Below are 15,488 nucleotides of genomic sequence, written 5' to 3'. Positions count from 1 at the left end.
GCCTGTCACAACAATGTGGCAGGCTTTTTGTTATTTTTTGTTCTATGCTACTTGGATTTTGTAAATCACTAATAATTATTTTACTAATAAAGTAGAACAATTAGCATTTTTGGATACGTATGTACTAACACTGCCAAATACCATTTCCTGCATTGTATTTAATCCACGACAACCGATTATAACTAAATCTACATTGTGATGGTTAGCATAGTTTGAAATCATTCGACCTGCAGGACCATGTACTATTGTTAATTTTAAATGGGGATGATTATTTTTAACATAATCAATTTCACGCGATAATTTTTGAATATATTGTTCATCTGTTTGAGTGAGGGTTCCCATATGTAACGGTTCATTTGAAATAGCTTCTGTAGGTATAGAAGAAATAATCTCAATCAACGAGTCCTCTGTGGCAATACCTACAGCATCTTTTGCAGCACGAAATGAATTTTCAGAACCATCGATTGCCAGTAAAATATGTTTATACATGTAATAGCCCCCAATTTTCTTTTTTCTATTTTAGTATATAGGAATATCCCTATTTTAGGAAAATAAAAACTATACAATCTTTGACTAAAGATTGTATAGCATCCTTTAAGAACGATTCTTTTCTGTACGAATAATATGTAGCGCTTTTTCAAGCATTCGTGCATTTTTTTCTTCAATTTCTGCTTTACGAGGAATAGCCTCATATAAAGGTGTTGGATCATCCCAAGTCGGAATTAGAGGAACAGGTGATTCCTGTTGCCATTTATCAAGCCATTTTTGTGGTAGTGGACCAGTTGGTGTAGATTGGTCAGTCATTTCTGTCCATATATGTGACCAAGCACGTGGTACTACCCGCCAAATATCATAGCCTCCGCCACCGACAGCTATCCATCGACCACCGCAATATTCATGGGCCAATTTGTGGGCAAGCTTTGGAATTTCCCTATAAATGTTCATCGTTCCATACAAATGAGTTAAAGGATCAAAATAGTGTGCATCTGCTCCGTTTTGAGTTAGTACTACATCCGGTTTAAAAAATTCAAATACCTCACGCATTGATTGCTCATATATTTCAAGGAAGCTCTCATCTTCTGTAAAGGCATCAATTGGGAAATTAAAGGATGTACCATAGCCCTCGCCGTTACCACGTTCCGTAATATTCCCTGTACCCGGAAATAAGTAGCGACCTGTTTCATGGATAGAAAGTGTACATACATTGGGATCATCATAAAATGACCATTGAACACCATCACCATGATGGGCATCTGTATCTACATATAAAACGCGAAGCCCATACTTCTCCTGGATGTATTTAATAGCAACGCTGCTATCATTGTATATACAAAAACCGGAAGCTCTTCCACGGAAGCCATGGTGCAGTCCACCTCCTAAATTTAGGGCATGCTGTGATTTCCCCTGCAAAACAGAGTCGACCGCCTGCAATGTACCCCCTACAAGCAATGCACTTGCTTCGTGCATATTTCGGAACATAGGCGTATCCTCAGTACCAATTCCAAATGGTTCACCCTGTTGTGCGGTTAATTCACCATGACCGGCTTTTTTTACAATTTCAATATACTGAGGGTCATGAGCCAAAGCAATTTCTTCATCTGTTGCAACACGGGCCGGAATGATATCTTCGTCGTTTAAAGCCCCGATATCCTTAAGTAAATCAATTGTTAAATGTAGTCGTTTATGATTAAACGGGTGTGTGTCCGAAAATTTGTAAGTAAGTTGATCTGGAGAATAAATAAATACAGCTTTTTTCATAGTGAAACGCCAGGTAAGTTCGGCCATAATACATCGTATCCTTGCTTACGCAAATCCTCGATGATATGAAGCGGATTTATTACTTGTAAACGGACACTTACTATACGGGAATTTGTATTATCGCCATCGGGATATACAAGAACACTTACTACATTTGCTTTATTTTCTTGAAATACTTTTGAAATTTCAAAAAGCATTCCAGGTTGATTGTTCACTCGAATATCTATTTTTGAACCTGGTTGATGTGCTCCTGTTAATTCAATATATGTGTAAAGTAAATCTGTTGTTGTTACAATTCCAACTAATTTACCTGCAGATACAATGGGTAAACAACTGATTTTAGCATCATAAAATATTGTTGCAACTTCTTCCACGAAATCTAAAGGGTGGCCTACTATCGGATTTTTTACCATTATTTCTTCGATTGGTGCATCATAAATAATGGAGTTTGGCTCTTCTCGTAAACATGATGGTAATGCATTTTTTAAATCATGATCAGTAATTATTCCGACAACTATATTATCCAAACTTACAATTGGTACATGACGGATTTTTTCTTCCCGCATCAGTCGGACAGCATCACGTACCGTATTTTCAGGAAGTAGTGTATGTATTTCCCTTTTCATAATTTCTTCGACAATCATTTTTCAATCCCCTTTGCAATAAGAATTAATACATGAAACGACTTCTAAAGCGAAGTTTGTCAAATCTTTCAAGTGTCTCGGTTCCTACACGTGACCCGACACGAGCCATTAAACAGTTTGCAGGATGGGACGTTATTTCAGGGTCGTCTGTAGCGTAATATTCAAAATTGGCGGTAGTCATCATTCTCTCCATCATATTCCGATAATCCCAAACTGATAAACCTGTTCCTTTGAGGTCCCAATGCCAATAATATTCAGTCGTGATAACTAAATAATCTTCCATAGCATCATCCATAAAGGAAACTTCGAGCAGTTTTTTTCCTGCACCCGTACCTCTATAAGAGGGTATTACCTCAATAGCACCAAGTTCAATCATATTAGGAATACGATCTTCTGCCCACCGCTCTAAAGGATCAGGGTAAAGATATGTCACATAGCCCACGATAATATCATCTTTTCGTATAATAATTATACGTCCCTCTTCTAGTCCGGCAATTTCTACTAGTGCTTTATGCTGTTGATGAGAAGGTCGAAATGCTTTCAGGTCTTCGTGTAATGAGTAGGATGCAAGTTTTTCTGAGGAAACGGGCCCTTCCACTAAAACATTACCATTCTTCGATTCGAATTCAAGACAATAGTATTTTTTTACATGATTCATAATCACACCACCTGCTTGTAATACCTCCATTATACTCTATTTAATGCGAAAATACGCTTTATTTTACGATAAATAACTAAATTGTTAGAAAATTATAAATGTTTTGCCCATTATAGTATTTTTATTGTAAAATGGTTGTATGTTTTAAAGAAAGGGGAAATTTCATGGGGACAAAAACAGTTGAAAAACTAGCAGTAATTCCAGGGGAACATAATTTGAAAAATTATGAGGATGCAGCTGCAAATCATGATTGGGTCAATACTGAGAAGGCATTTTCTTGGTATGAAACGGGGAAGATTAATATTGCATATGAAGCAATAGATCGACATGTCGAAACACATCGGAAAAATAAAGTAGCACTTTATTATAATGATGGGCATCGAAAAGAGTCATATTCTTTCTTTGATATGAAACGCAACTCGAATAAAGCGGCAAATGTACTGAAGGAGAAAGCAAATTTGCGAAAAGGGGATCGTATATTTGTATTCATGCCACGTACACCGGAGCTTTATTTCAGCTTATTAGGGGCATTAAAAATAGGGGCAATTGTTGGACCGTTATTTGAGGCATTTATGGAAGGGGCCGTTTATGACCGTTTAATGGATAGTGAGGCAGTTGCAATTATAACAACACCATCATTATTAAATCGGGTACCTATCGAGAAGCTTCCACATTTAAAGACTATTTTTGTAGTTGGAGAAGATGTTGAGGAAACGGATAAAATATTGGACTTTAATAAATATTTCAAAGAGGCACCTCAAGATTTTGACATTGAATGGGTCGATAAAGAGGATGGCTCCATTTTACATTATACATCTGGTTCTACCGGTACTCCAAAAGGTGTATTGCATGTGCATTATGCAATGGTACAGCAATATCAAACCGCTCAATGGGTACTTGATTTAAAAGAGAATGACATTTATTGGTGTACAGCTGATCCAGGTTGGGTAACAGGAACAGCATATGGTATTTTTGGACCTTGGTTGAATGGGGTTACTAATGTAATTATTGGTGGTCGCTTCAGCCCGCAAGCATGGTATGGTGCGATTGAAGAATATGGTGTTACTGTTTGGTATAGTGCACCAACTGCATTCAGAATGTTAATGGGTGCTGGTCCAAGTATGATCAGCAAATACAATCTATCTTCATTACGACATGTTTTATCCGTTGGGGAACCTTTAAACCCTGAAGTTGTGAAATGGGGAATGGAGATCCTAAATCACCGTATTCATGATACATGGTGGATGACAGAAACAGGCGGACATATGATATGCAATTTCCCGGCAATGGAGATCAAACCAGGATCTATGGGAAAACCCGTTCCGGGAGTATATGCTACGATTGTGGATGATCAGGGAAATGAAGTACCACCATACACAATGGGGAATTTAGCAATTCGAAAAGGCTGGCCAGCTATGATGCGCCAAATTTGGGGGAATCCTGAACGATATAATTCTTATTTTTTAAAAGGTGAATGGTACGTATCAGGTGACTCAGCATATAAGGATGAGGACGGATATTTTTGGTTCCAAGGGCGTGTAGATGATGTAATTATGACGGCAGGTGAGCGTGTCGGTCCGTTCGAGGTAGAAAGTAAATTACTTGAACATCCGGATGTAATAGAAGCGGGTGTCATCGGAAAACCGGATCCTGTGCGCGGGGAAATCATTAAAGCATTCATTTCATTGCGTGAAGGGGTAGAGCCAAATGATGAACTTGAAGCAAATATTAGAGAATTTGTAAAAACAGGATTATCTGCCCATGCAGCACCACGTGAAATAGAATTTAAAGATAAGTTGCCAAAAACACGAAGTGGAAAAATCATGCGCCGGGTATTGAAAGCATGGGAATTAAACTTACCAACGGGTGATTTATCCACTATGGAAGACTAATCCTTTTCACATTTGCATATGCTATGGGGCGCTTACATATGTAGGCGCTTTTTTTACTATTAATATAATGAGGCTATAAGAAAGGCAATTAGTGCTTTTCACCTTAAATACTCAAATAATTGAACGATAATTTGGAATTATCTATGATTATATAAAAATACAGTTGACTAAATAAATATACATAACTATACTTATTTTTATCTTTTAGATTTCATTAATGTATTTTTTGGCAATAAAAAAATTAGAGGTGACAAAGATGAAAGTAAGTATTATTGGTGCCACAGGGTATGGCGGTCTGGAATTATTGCGTTTCTTGCATAACCATAAAGAAGTAGAAGAAATAGGATTATTTACATCATCTGAGGAAGGAACAGTATTTTCAGATAAATTCCCTCACTTAACAGATATTTATAATCAACCATTATTGAAAATAGATTACGATGTATTAGCAAAATCCGATGTTGTCTTTGCAAGTACACCGTCTGGGGTATCTAGTACTCTATTTCCACCTTTAGTAAATCGAGGTCCTAAATTAATCGATTTATCAGGAGATTTTCGATTGAAAAACCTTGAAAGCTATGAATCTTGGTATAAAAAAAAGCCGGCACCGAAAGAAGCAGTTGAAAAAAGTGTATATGGATTAACAGAGTGGAATGAAGCGGCCATCAAGAAATCGGATTTAATTGCCAACCCAGGATGCTATCCAACAGCAGTTCTCTTATCTATTCTGCCACTTATAAAGCATCAGCTTATCGATCCAAGTTTTTTAGTTATTGATGCAAAGAGTGGGATATCCGGCGCTGGCAATAAACCATCAAACACTACACATTACAGTGAAGCGAATGAAAGCTTTTCAATCTATAAAATTAATGAGCATCAACATATTCCTGAAATAGAGCAAGCGATTTCGATGTTTACCGATACCGAAACAACTATTACGTTTAACACACATTTAGTACCGATGACACGGGGGATTTTAGCAACTTCCTATGCACAGGTAACAGAAGGTGTGACCCAAAAACAATTAGTTGATTGTTTAACTTCAACGTATGAGAATCACCCTTTCGTACGTGTCATTCAGGAAGCGTCATCTATTGGAACTAACCGCGTAAAAGGTTCGAATTATTGCGATATTTATGTGAAGCTCGATGAACGGACGAATCGCGCAACAATTATTGGGGTTATCGATAACTTAGTAAAAGGGGCTGCAGGGCAGGCAATCCAAAACATGAATGTTCAGTTTGGGTTGCCACAGCAAACAGGCCTACAACTTGTACCGTACTTTATTTAAACATTAGGAGGAACATCAAATGGCTTCAACAATTGAAATGAAAAAACTATCTAGCAAAAATATCGTATCACCAAAAGGCTTTACTGCAGCAGGTGTTCATTGCGGTATTAAACATAAGAAAAAAGATTTAGCGATTTTAGTCAGTGATGTACCAGCAAGTGTAGCGGGCGTATTTACAACAAATGCTGTTCAAGCAGCACCTCTTAAAGTAACAAAGGAAGTTGTATATGGAACGAAAAAAATGCAGGCAATGATTGTAAATTCGGGCAATGCTAATGCATGCACAGGTAAACAAGGGATAGCAGATGCTTACGAAATGCAAAGACTTGCTGCATTAAAGCTCGGCATTGCTGAAGATTTAGTTGGGGTAGCATCTACAGGTGTTATTGGGGAAATTATGAAAATGGAGCCGATTAAAAAAGGGATGGAAATGTTGTTACCGGATTCCAAACTTGAAAATGGAATTGATTTTTCACAAGCAATCCTGACAACAGATACCGTAATGAAAAATACAACATACGCTACAATTATAGACGGTAAAGAAGTGATTGTATCAGGAACAGCAAAAGGTTCAGGTATGATCGAACCGAATATGGCGACTATGTTAGGCTTTATTACGACAGATGCAAATATTGAATCGGATGAATTGCAAAAAGCGTTATCTAATGTAACGGATTGTACATTCAACTCAATTACAGTAGATGGGGATACATCAACAAATGATACGGTAGTAGTTATGGCAAATGGTTTAGCCGGTAATGAACCACTATCACCTGCACATCCGGATTGGGAGAATTTTTATACAGCTTTACGATTAGTGTCAGAAGACTTAGCAAAATCAATTGCACGTGATGGAGAAGGCGCAACAAAACTAATTGAAGTTGAGGTTGATGGTGCCATTTCTGATGAAGAAGCAAGAAAAATTGCAAAAACAGTTGTCGGTTCCCCTCTTGTAAAAACAGCAGTTTTCGGCTGTGATGCAAACTGGGGTCGTATTATCGCGGCAGTTGGCTATTCAGGTGCTGTAGTAGATCCTGATAAAATTACTATTAAAATTGGCGGAGCGACAATGGTAGAAAAAGGCGAGCCTATTAACTTTTCAGAAGAAGCACTGATTGAAATCCTAAAGCAGCATGAAGTTAAAATCTTTGTGTCTTTAGAAGTGGGAGAGGGCCACGGCTTTGCATGGGGGTGTGATTTAACTTATGACTATGTTCAAATCAACGCATCATACCGCTCGTAAAATGGTCATAAAGTTGGGCGGAAGCACATTGGAAGGTCTTAACGAGGCCTTCTTTCGTAATTTCAAAGCCCTTCAAGAACAGGGAATTCAACTCATTATTACTCATGGGGGCGGACCTGCAATTAATCGTGAATTAGCCGCTGCTAACATTCAATCTCAAACTGTAAACGGCTTACGAGTAACGAATGAAGAAATGATTGGAATTGTTCAATCAACTTTAATCGGTAAAGTTAATCCTGCATTAGTTCATGAACTCAATGCTGCAGGAATTGACTCTGTAGGGTTAAATGGTTTTGATCAAACTTTGTTGGAAAGTGAATATTTAGATTATGAAACTTATAAATATGTAGGTAAGGTAAAAAGTGTTAATGTAAACTTATTAAATACATTAACTGAAAGTGGTATTGTCCCTGTAATTGCCTGCATTGGTGCAACAAAGGATGGGCATGCACTTAATATTAATGGAGATACAGTGGCAAGTGAAATTGCATTGGCAGTAGGTGCAGACCGTTTACTCCTCGTTACTGATGTTGCAGGTATTCGGATAAAAGATGAATTTCAATCAGAAGCCACGCCAAATTTAATTAAGCAATGGATTGACGAAGGAGATATATACGGCGGTATGATACCGAAAGTACAGGGTGCTTTAAATTGTTTAGAGTCGGGAATACCATCTGTCCAAATTGTCAATGAAACATTAACCGGTACAACTATTTTAAGTGAGGAGCTAGTAAAATGAGTGCATTATTTCAAAATTACGCAAGAAGACCTTTCGCTATTGTTGAAGGGAAAGGAACTGAAGTATTCGATACTACAGGAAAACGCTATTTAGATTTTACAAGTGGAATAGCTGTCTGTAGCTTAGGTCATGCCAATCCTGCGATTGTAGAGGCAATTCAGCAGCAGAGTGAGAAACTATGGCATATTAGTAACTTATTTGAAAGCCCAGGTCAAGAGAAGCTGGCGGCATCCTTAGTGAAAGATTTACATCTATCCTATGCTTTTTTCTGCAATAGTGGAGCAGAAGCAAATGAGGCTGCAATTAAATTGGCACGAAAGCATACAGGGAAGCATAAAATAATCGTTTTTGAACAAAGCTTTCATGGACGTACATTTGGTGCGATGAGTGCGACTGGTCAAGATAAAGTACGTAACGGCTTCGGACCTTTAGTGAGTGAATTTATTACATTACCGTTTAATGATGTAGATGCTTTAAAAGCAGCAGCAGACTCTGAAACAGCAGCAATTATGCTTGAGATGATTCAAGGTGAAGGCGGGGTGAATTCTGTATCGGATGAATTTGCGCAAGCTATTCACGACATTCAGCAATCAACGGATATTTTAGTAATCGCCGATGAAGTACAAACGGGAATTGGGCGTACAGGTACCCGTTTTGCATTTGAGCAAACTGTAATTAAGCCTAATATTGTATCGATGGCGAAAGGTCTAGGCGGAGGTTTTCCTATTGGAGGCATTCTCGGTACAGAGGAACTATTTAATACGTTTAACGCAGGAACACATGGCACGACATTCGGTGGAAATCCACTAGCAGTGTCAGTAGCACAAACGGTTATTGATCATATATTTAATGATGAATTTTTACAATCTGTAAAACAAAAATCAAGCTATTTTGTAAATAAACTTAAAGAAGCGTTCCCGAACTATACTGTTCAAGGAAAAGGTTTAATGATTGGCTTAGGATTAGGTGGAGAAGACGTAGCGCCATATGTAGCTGCTTTAGATAAAGCAGGATTGTTAACTGTAGCGGCAGGTCCGAAAGTAATACGCTTATTGCCACCATTAACAGTAAGTGAGCAGGAAATTGATGAAGCGGTAGACATTCTAAAAGGTGTATTACAAACTGATAAAATTACAACTCTATAAATAATTTAAAAGAGTTTGGGACAAAACGAAAAATATCCATTTTCCTGAAGGGAAAATGGATATTTTTCTGTTTCTACCAGAATTGATTTCCGTTGCGGGGACGCTTTCCGGGGGCGTGGCCTGAGCCTGTAGTCTCAGGCGTCACGCTCATCCCCCAGGAGTCGCCCCTTCACTCCAATCAATTCATAAAGTATCAGTTTCTTAATAAGGAAATTTCTCTTATACAAAGAAATTCTACTTATGACTCGGCCCCAGTTTTTTATAAATTAATCAATAGTTGTTTCTGGATCGATTTCTATATCGTCTAAATCTTCTTCTATGATCTCTCCTGGTACGATATTCTCTTCATCTTCGGGTTCAGGTGGCGCAGTATAAACTTCCCCAACTTCATTCGAATAACCCGACTCCAGGCCAGTAATATCAACAGCAACAACAACATATCTAACGCCTTCTGATACAGACATTTGGAATCCTTCGTAAGACTTTAATGATCTTACAAGTGATCTGCCTTCATTTGTAATACTGTAGACACGGTAGCCAACCACATCATTGGATGCTGAAGCCGTCCATGACAATGAACCATTTGCTAATGTTGCAAATACTGCTTCAGGTGGAGCACCATCCGCTTCGAACTGGGCACCTGATACAACACCATTACCAGTACTAAATGGCAATAACTTGGATGCATCCCCGCCGAGTCTACCTAGCATGCGGTCAATAAAGGCCTGATTTAATCCGTATCCACTCATTTGGACAAACTCAGTAGGTGTACTTGGTAGTGCCGCATAAGTACTGCCGTTAATTACTACAGAAGTAGATGAAACGAAACTATCATCTGGCTGTGTAGGTAAAAATACATTTTTGTTAAATAAATCGGAGACAACTAAACCAGCATTCGAACAAGATGTGGAAGCAGCTAATCCGGATATTCCACAGAACGACTGAGTAACAACACCTTCTGGCTTTTTAAATGTTTCCTTCGTACCGATTAAGTCTGGATCAATATCATAAAGCGTATTTAAATAATTAGCCCATAATCGGTTAACACGGTTACTAGGGTGTTGGTAACGGTTATTAAATGCGTACAGAGTACGTGGCTGGTCATAACCTAACCATACGCCGACTGAGATATTCGGGTTATAGCCTACTAGCCAAACGTCTTTATGGTCCTGTGTTGTACCTGTTTTAGCAGCAAAGTCAGAAGAGAACTTTAACTGACTTTTTGCTAAAGTTGCAGTACCGCCTTGTTGAAGTACACCACGTAACATATCTGTCATCATATAAGCAGTTTCCGGACTAAACACTTCCACTGGCTCAACTTCATGCTCATAAATAACATTGCCGTCTAAGTCCTCAATACGATCAATCATATATGCATCAATGAATTTACCTTCATTTGCAAATGTAGTATAAGCATTTGTATTCTCCTCAACTGTTGCACCATGCGTGATACCGCCAATGGCTGTAGATAGGTGGACGTAATCTCCTTCAGTTAACTTGGAGAAGCCCATTTTATCTAAATACGTTGCAGGACGACGATCTAAAATTGAATCGTATAAACGTAACAAGGCCAAGTTTTGAGAAGACGCAACTGCTTGACGGGCAGGAATAATACCTAATTCCTGTGTTGGAATATAGTTTACAGGTTCGTAATTATCATAATCACGTTTAAATTTAACATCCACTACCGGGCTACCTGCCCCGATTACACCATATTCCAGTGCCGGTGCATAAGCAAGTAATGGTTTCATCGTTGATCCATTTGATCGATAAGCTTGTGTAGCATGATTTAACTGTTCCAATTGGTGGTCACGTCCACCAACGAAACTTAAAATACGACCTGTTTTATTATCAATAACAATACTTCCTGTTTGCACAGGCACATCAACGTCGATTTCTTCACCTGTTTCGGGATCTTTTTCTTTTTTCTTATACGTTTGACCATATAATGTGAATTCTTCTGTTACATTTCGCATAGCATCGTACATATCTTTATTGATTGTCGAATAAATACGATATCCTCCAGAACGAATTGTACGGTCTGCTAAAATAGAGTATTTTTCGTTTAAGTTCTTTTCTTCTTTTAAACGATCTGGGTCAATTCCATCTTCTTCAGCAAGTATTTTTGCGAAAATTTCTTTTGCTCGCATTTCAAGCTCTGCTGTTAGCCAAGGATATTTGTCCTCTGGGCGTACTTCATAACCCTTCAAATCTTTTGTAATATCATAGCCTATTGCTTCGTTGTATTCTTTTTCCGAAATATAGCCTACTTCCTGCATACGATATAATACCGTTTTCATACGGTCGATACCCGGTTTCATTCCTTCAGCACTCTTTTGTTCACCCTTATTTGTAAATGGTGTGTATTTAAAAGGCGCTTGAGGTATTCCGGCAATATAGGCTGCTTGCGGTAAATTTAGCTTAGAAGCTGGAATACCAAAGATACCTTGGGCTGCGGTTTCAATTCCGGCAATATTACGACCGGAAGAATTACGACCATAAGGAATAATGTTAAGGTATGCTTCCAAAATTTCTTCTTTGCTCATAAATTTCTCGAGACGGAAAGCAAGTAGTATCTCTTTTGCTTTACGCTCATAAGAAACTTCATTTGTAAGTATTTGGTTTTTTATTAACTGCTGTGTTAAAGTAGAGCCACCAGTTTGTGTAGAGGAGTTCGATACATCCTGCAGTAACCCACGTAAAACTGCTTTTGGTACAATTCCTTCATGCTCGCGGAAATATTCATCTTCCGTAGCAAGCACCGCATTTATAACTATTGGAGATATATTAGCAAGCGATGTCTCACGTCGGTCTAAATCAGTTCGAATTTTTCCTATGTAAATATCGTTTGCAAAGTAAAGTTCACTTGTTTCTTCATAGCTGAATATTTGCTCGCGCATTTCTTCTTTTGATCGCAAAGGTTCATCCTTTGTTAATGATGCGAAGTAACCTGCACCTACACCCCCAACAAATAACAGCGTAGTAGCAACAAAAATTACTGCTAATAAGGTTAAATTCCAGAATACGCCACCGGTAATTCGTACGTAGCGCATCTGTTTTGAAGAAACAAGGGATTCGATTTTTTTATTAAATTTATCAAGCCATTCTTTCACAACATCGCCCTCCTAAAATCTTGTTTATTATAGCATATTTGATATATAAACGAATATATTTATTGACAACATCTATTTTCTAGGTAGAATAGAAAATATAAATTTCAGGCAAAGAAGAGTTTGCAGTAATAAATGTGTTCCCTGATTAGAGAGCTGGCGGTTGGTGAAAGCCAGAGAAAGCGCATTTATGAATTACGTACTTGGAGCTTGAACGGATCGTCACGTTATAGACGCTTAAAGTGGAAGAAAAGTTTTAATTTTCTTCAAGCTGGGTGGTACCGCGTTAAATGAGAAATTTGACGTCCCTGCATGCATTGGCGTGTAGGGGCGTTTTTTGTTTCCTTACATAGCGAATAACAACACATGTAAAAGGAGAGAAAAATAATGAATGAATTACTGCAAGATTTAGAATGGCGCGGTTTGTTATACCAACAAACGGACGCTGAAGGTATGGAAAAGCTTTTAAACGAGGAGAAGGTTTCATTATATGTAGGAGTCGATCCAACAGCAGATTCGATGCATATCGGTCATATCGTACCATTACTTACATTACGCCGTTTCCAAAAAGCCGGCCATACACCAATTTTATTAGTTGGAGGAGCTACAGGTACTGTCGGGGATCCGTCAGGACGTTCTGAAGAGCGCCAACTACAGACGATGGAACAAATCGACAAAAACGTTCAAGGTCTTAAAAAACAAATGGAGCGTTTATTCGACTTCTCATCAGATGCAGCAAACGGTGCTGTATTAGTTAATAATAATGATTGGGTTGGCCCAATGTCATTAATTGATTTTTTACGTGATTACGGGAAATTAATTAATGTAAACTACATTTTAAATAAAGACACAGTAGCTTCACGCTTAGATTCAGGTATTTCATTTACTGAATTTGCTTACACATTAATTCAAGGAATCGACTTCAATCATTTATACGATCACCATAATGTTCGTATTCAAGTAGGTGGCTCGGATCAGTGGGGCAATATTACGACGGGATTGGAAATGATTCGTAAAACACACGATGAAAATGCAAAAGCATTCGGTATTACGATTCCTCTTGTAACAAAAGCAGATGGTACAAAATTCGGTAAAACAGCAGGTGGCGCAGTATGGTTAGATGCTGAAAAAACATCACCATATGAGTTCTACCAGTTCTGGATCAACACTGCAGATGCAGACGTTGTCAAATACCTTAAAATCTTTACTTTCTTAACACGTGATGAAATTGAAGCATTAGCAGTAAGTGTGGAAGAAGAGCCGCATTTACGTAAAGCACAAAAAGCTTTAGCTGAAGAGATGACACGCCTTATCCACGGTGAAGCTGGTCTAGAAGCAGCGGAGCGTATTACAAAAGCGTTATTCTCAGGGGATTTAAAAGCACTATCAGTAGATGAAATGAAAGTAGCATTTGCTGGCGTTCCATCTGTAGAGGTAGCAAAAGAAGACAAAAACATTGTTGAGTTAATTGTAGAAGCCGGCATTTCATCGTCAAAACGCCAAGCACGTGAAGATGTAACAAACGGTGCGATCAGCGTAAACGGAGAAAAGGTTACAGAGTTGGAATATGTGATTGATGGAAAAGACCGATTAGAAGATGCATTCGCGATTATCCGTCGAGGAAAGAAAAAATATCACATGGTGAAATTTGTATAACTAAATGATTTTAACACGCCTTGGAAATAAAGTTTTCCAAGGCGTTTTTTAAAGGAATATTAGGAATTAGAAAGAACGTAATAATGAGAAGGGAGAGATGATATGGAGAAAAAATCTTATTGGGGACAAATTGGAATGGCCATTTTTGTATTGCTGGGAGCAAGCTTTTTCACGTTTGTTATTGTTTTCACGTTTCTACTGGCGGGCAACATTCATTACATACCGCTAATAATTGCAATAGCTTCAATTTTATATATAGGTTTTGTGCTTCAAATTTTTGATGTATTTTATCAAAAGAAGAAGCGTGTGAAAGTATTTTGGGGACTAGCTGGGATTATTATAGCTATTACATGTATTCAACCGATATATAAGTGGTTGGATAGCAGAGTGCCTACTGTTGATGCTGAGGTTAATATTTATCAGTATGAACCGTTTGTAGAAGGCAATCAACTAGTGGAGCTTGAACAAACTGCGTCATTAAAATTAGAAGAACCTTTACCGGTCATCGATGGTGCGACGGCATTGTATCCACTCTATGCCGCGATTGCTCAAGAAGTATATCCTGAAAAAAATTATAACCCATATAAGAGTGAGGTAATGGTTAACCAAACACATGAAGCCTATACAAATTTGATTTTAGGAAGGGCAGACCTAATCTTCGCAGCAGGACCTTCTGAAAATCAAATAAGGCGAGCAGAAGATAAGGGCTTTGAATTGGTATTAACGCCTATTGGAAAAGAGGCATTCGTCTTTTTCGTGAATAGTAAAAATAATATTGACGGTTTATCGTTGGAACAAATCAAAGGAATATATTCCGGTGAGATTACAAATTGGTCTGAAGTTGGTGGGAATAATGATGAAATTCGTGCATTCCAAAGACCACAGGATAGTGGATCTCAAACTGCTTTGCAACGTCTAATGGGGGATACACCTTTAATGGAGGCGCCAACTGAAGATATCGCGACAGGCATGGGGGGAATTATTAATGAGGTTTCCCAATATAAAAATTACAAAAATGCAATTGGTTATACATTCCGATATTACTCAAATGAAATGGTGCGGAATAAAGAAATAAAACTATTGGAAGTTAATGGGGTGGCTCCTACAAAAGAAACAATTCGCTCCAATGCCTATCCAATTGCTTCGGAATTTTATATTGTGACGGCCGGTGAGCCAACTGGCAATGTAAAAACATTAATAGATTGGATCTTGTCAGAAGAAGGTCAATCTTTAATAGAAAAAGCGGGGTATGTTTCCTTATCTTCTGGAGAATAACTGTTGAAAAATAAGAGAATCATATTTAAGTACAATAATTTTGAATCGCCCACAGTATGCCAGTATAATAGAGTATA

General features: G+C 38.1%; 12 protein-coding genes and 1 other annotated feature. Of the genes, 7 read left to right on the top strand and 5 right to left on the bottom strand.

Annotation, left to right across the window (positions count from 1 at the left end; translation table 11 throughout):
- Window positions 1-75: 75 nt before the first annotated feature.
- The 4 genes from MHH95_RS18060 to MHH95_RS18045 all read right to left on the bottom strand — a co-directional run bounded on the left by MHH95_RS18060 (window position 76) and on the right by MHH95_RS18045 (window position 3,060).
- Window positions 76-489 carry a universal stress protein gene (locus tag MHH95_RS18060; RefSeq protein ID WP_340728704.1) on the bottom strand — a complete coding sequence of 138 codons (414 nt, stop codon included), beginning with the start codon at window positions 487-489 and terminating at the stop codon, window positions 76-78.
- A gap of 105 nt (window positions 490-594) precedes the next feature.
- Complete coding sequence (locus tag MHH95_RS18055) at window positions 595-1,758, bottom strand: acetoin utilization protein AcuC (protein WP_340728703.1); 1,164 nt, start codon at window positions 1,756-1,758, stop codon at window positions 595-597.
- Window positions 1,755-2,402, bottom strand: coding sequence for an acetoin utilization AcuB family protein (locus MHH95_RS18050; protein ID WP_340728702.1), 648 nt, complete (start codon window positions 2,400-2,402; stop codon window positions 1,755-1,757). The genes MHH95_RS18055 and MHH95_RS18050 overlap by 4 nt, the downstream gene beginning before the upstream one ends.
- 25 nt (window positions 2,403-2,427) lie before the next feature.
- Window positions 2,428-3,060: a GNAT family N-acetyltransferase gene (locus tag MHH95_RS18045; protein WP_340728701.1), complete on the bottom strand. Its 633-nt coding sequence runs from the start codon at window positions 3,058-3,060 to the stop codon at window positions 2,428-2,430.
- Between the two features lie 164 nt (window positions 3,061-3,224).
- On the opposite strand from MHH95_RS18045, the gene acsA reads away from it, so the two are divergent.
- From acsA to MHH95_RS18020, 5 genes are all read left to right on the top strand, one after another.
- On the top strand, window positions 3,225-4,952 hold the full coding sequence (acsA, locus tag MHH95_RS18040) for an acetate--CoA ligase (RefSeq protein ID WP_340728700.1): 1,728 nt from the start codon (window positions 3,225-3,227) through the stop codon (window positions 4,950-4,952).
- 256 nt (window positions 4,953-5,208) lie between these two features.
- Window positions 5,209-6,243, top strand: coding sequence for an N-acetyl-gamma-glutamyl-phosphate reductase (argC, locus tag MHH95_RS18035; RefSeq protein ID WP_340728699.1), 1,035 nt, complete (start codon window positions 5,209-5,211; stop codon window positions 6,241-6,243).
- A 19-nt stretch (window positions 6,244-6,262) separates the two neighbouring features.
- Complete coding sequence (gene argJ / locus MHH95_RS18030; protein WP_340728698.1) at window positions 6,263-7,486, top strand: bifunctional glutamate N-acetyltransferase/amino-acid acetyltransferase ArgJ; 1,224 nt, start codon at window positions 6,263-6,265, stop codon at window positions 7,484-7,486.
- Entirely contained in the window at window positions 7,449-8,225 is a 777-nt protein-coding gene (gene argB, locus MHH95_RS18025) for an acetylglutamate kinase (protein WP_340728697.1), read from the top strand. The genes argJ and argB overlap by 38 nt, the downstream gene beginning before the upstream one ends.
- Window positions 8,222-9,370: an acetylornithine transaminase gene (locus MHH95_RS18020; protein ID WP_340728696.1), complete on the top strand. Its 1,149-nt coding sequence runs from the start codon at window positions 8,222-8,224 to the stop codon at window positions 9,368-9,370. Before argB ends, MHH95_RS18020 begins: the two co-directional genes overlap by 4 nt.
- A 266-nt stretch (window positions 9,371-9,636) precedes the next feature.
- Here the strand turns inward: MHH95_RS18020 and MHH95_RS18015 are convergent, their stop codons facing one another.
- Window positions 9,637-12,483: a transglycosylase domain-containing protein gene (locus MHH95_RS18015; protein WP_340728695.1), complete on the bottom strand. Its 2,847-nt coding sequence runs from the start codon at window positions 12,481-12,483 to the stop codon at window positions 9,637-9,639.
- Window positions 12,484-12,585: 102 nt separating this feature from the next.
- Window positions 12,586-12,793, top strand: a binding site (T-box leader).
- Between the two features lie 71 nt (window positions 12,794-12,864).
- Here MHH95_RS18015 and tyrS point away from each other — a divergent pair.
- Window positions 12,865-14,136 (top strand): tyrosine--tRNA ligase, encoded by a 1,272-nt coding sequence (gene tyrS, locus MHH95_RS18010; RefSeq protein WP_340728793.1) that lies wholly within the window; start codon window positions 12,865-12,867, stop codon window positions 14,134-14,136.
- Window positions 14,137-14,238: 102 nt separating this feature from the next.
- Window positions 14,239-15,411: a PstS family phosphate ABC transporter substrate-binding protein gene (locus MHH95_RS18005; RefSeq protein WP_340728694.1), complete on the top strand. Its 1,173-nt coding sequence runs from the start codon at window positions 14,239-14,241 to the stop codon at window positions 15,409-15,411.
- The last annotated feature ends 77 nt before the right edge of the window (window positions 15,412-15,488 follow it).

This window comes from Solibacillus sp. FSL K6-4121 (assembly GCF_038002585.1).
Taxonomy (GTDB): Bacteria; Bacillota; Bacilli; order Bacillales_A; family Planococcaceae; genus Solibacillus; species Solibacillus faecavium.
The sequence above is the reverse complement of the archived record's forward strand: the minus strand, read 5'-3'. Positions and strand labels throughout refer to the sequence as shown.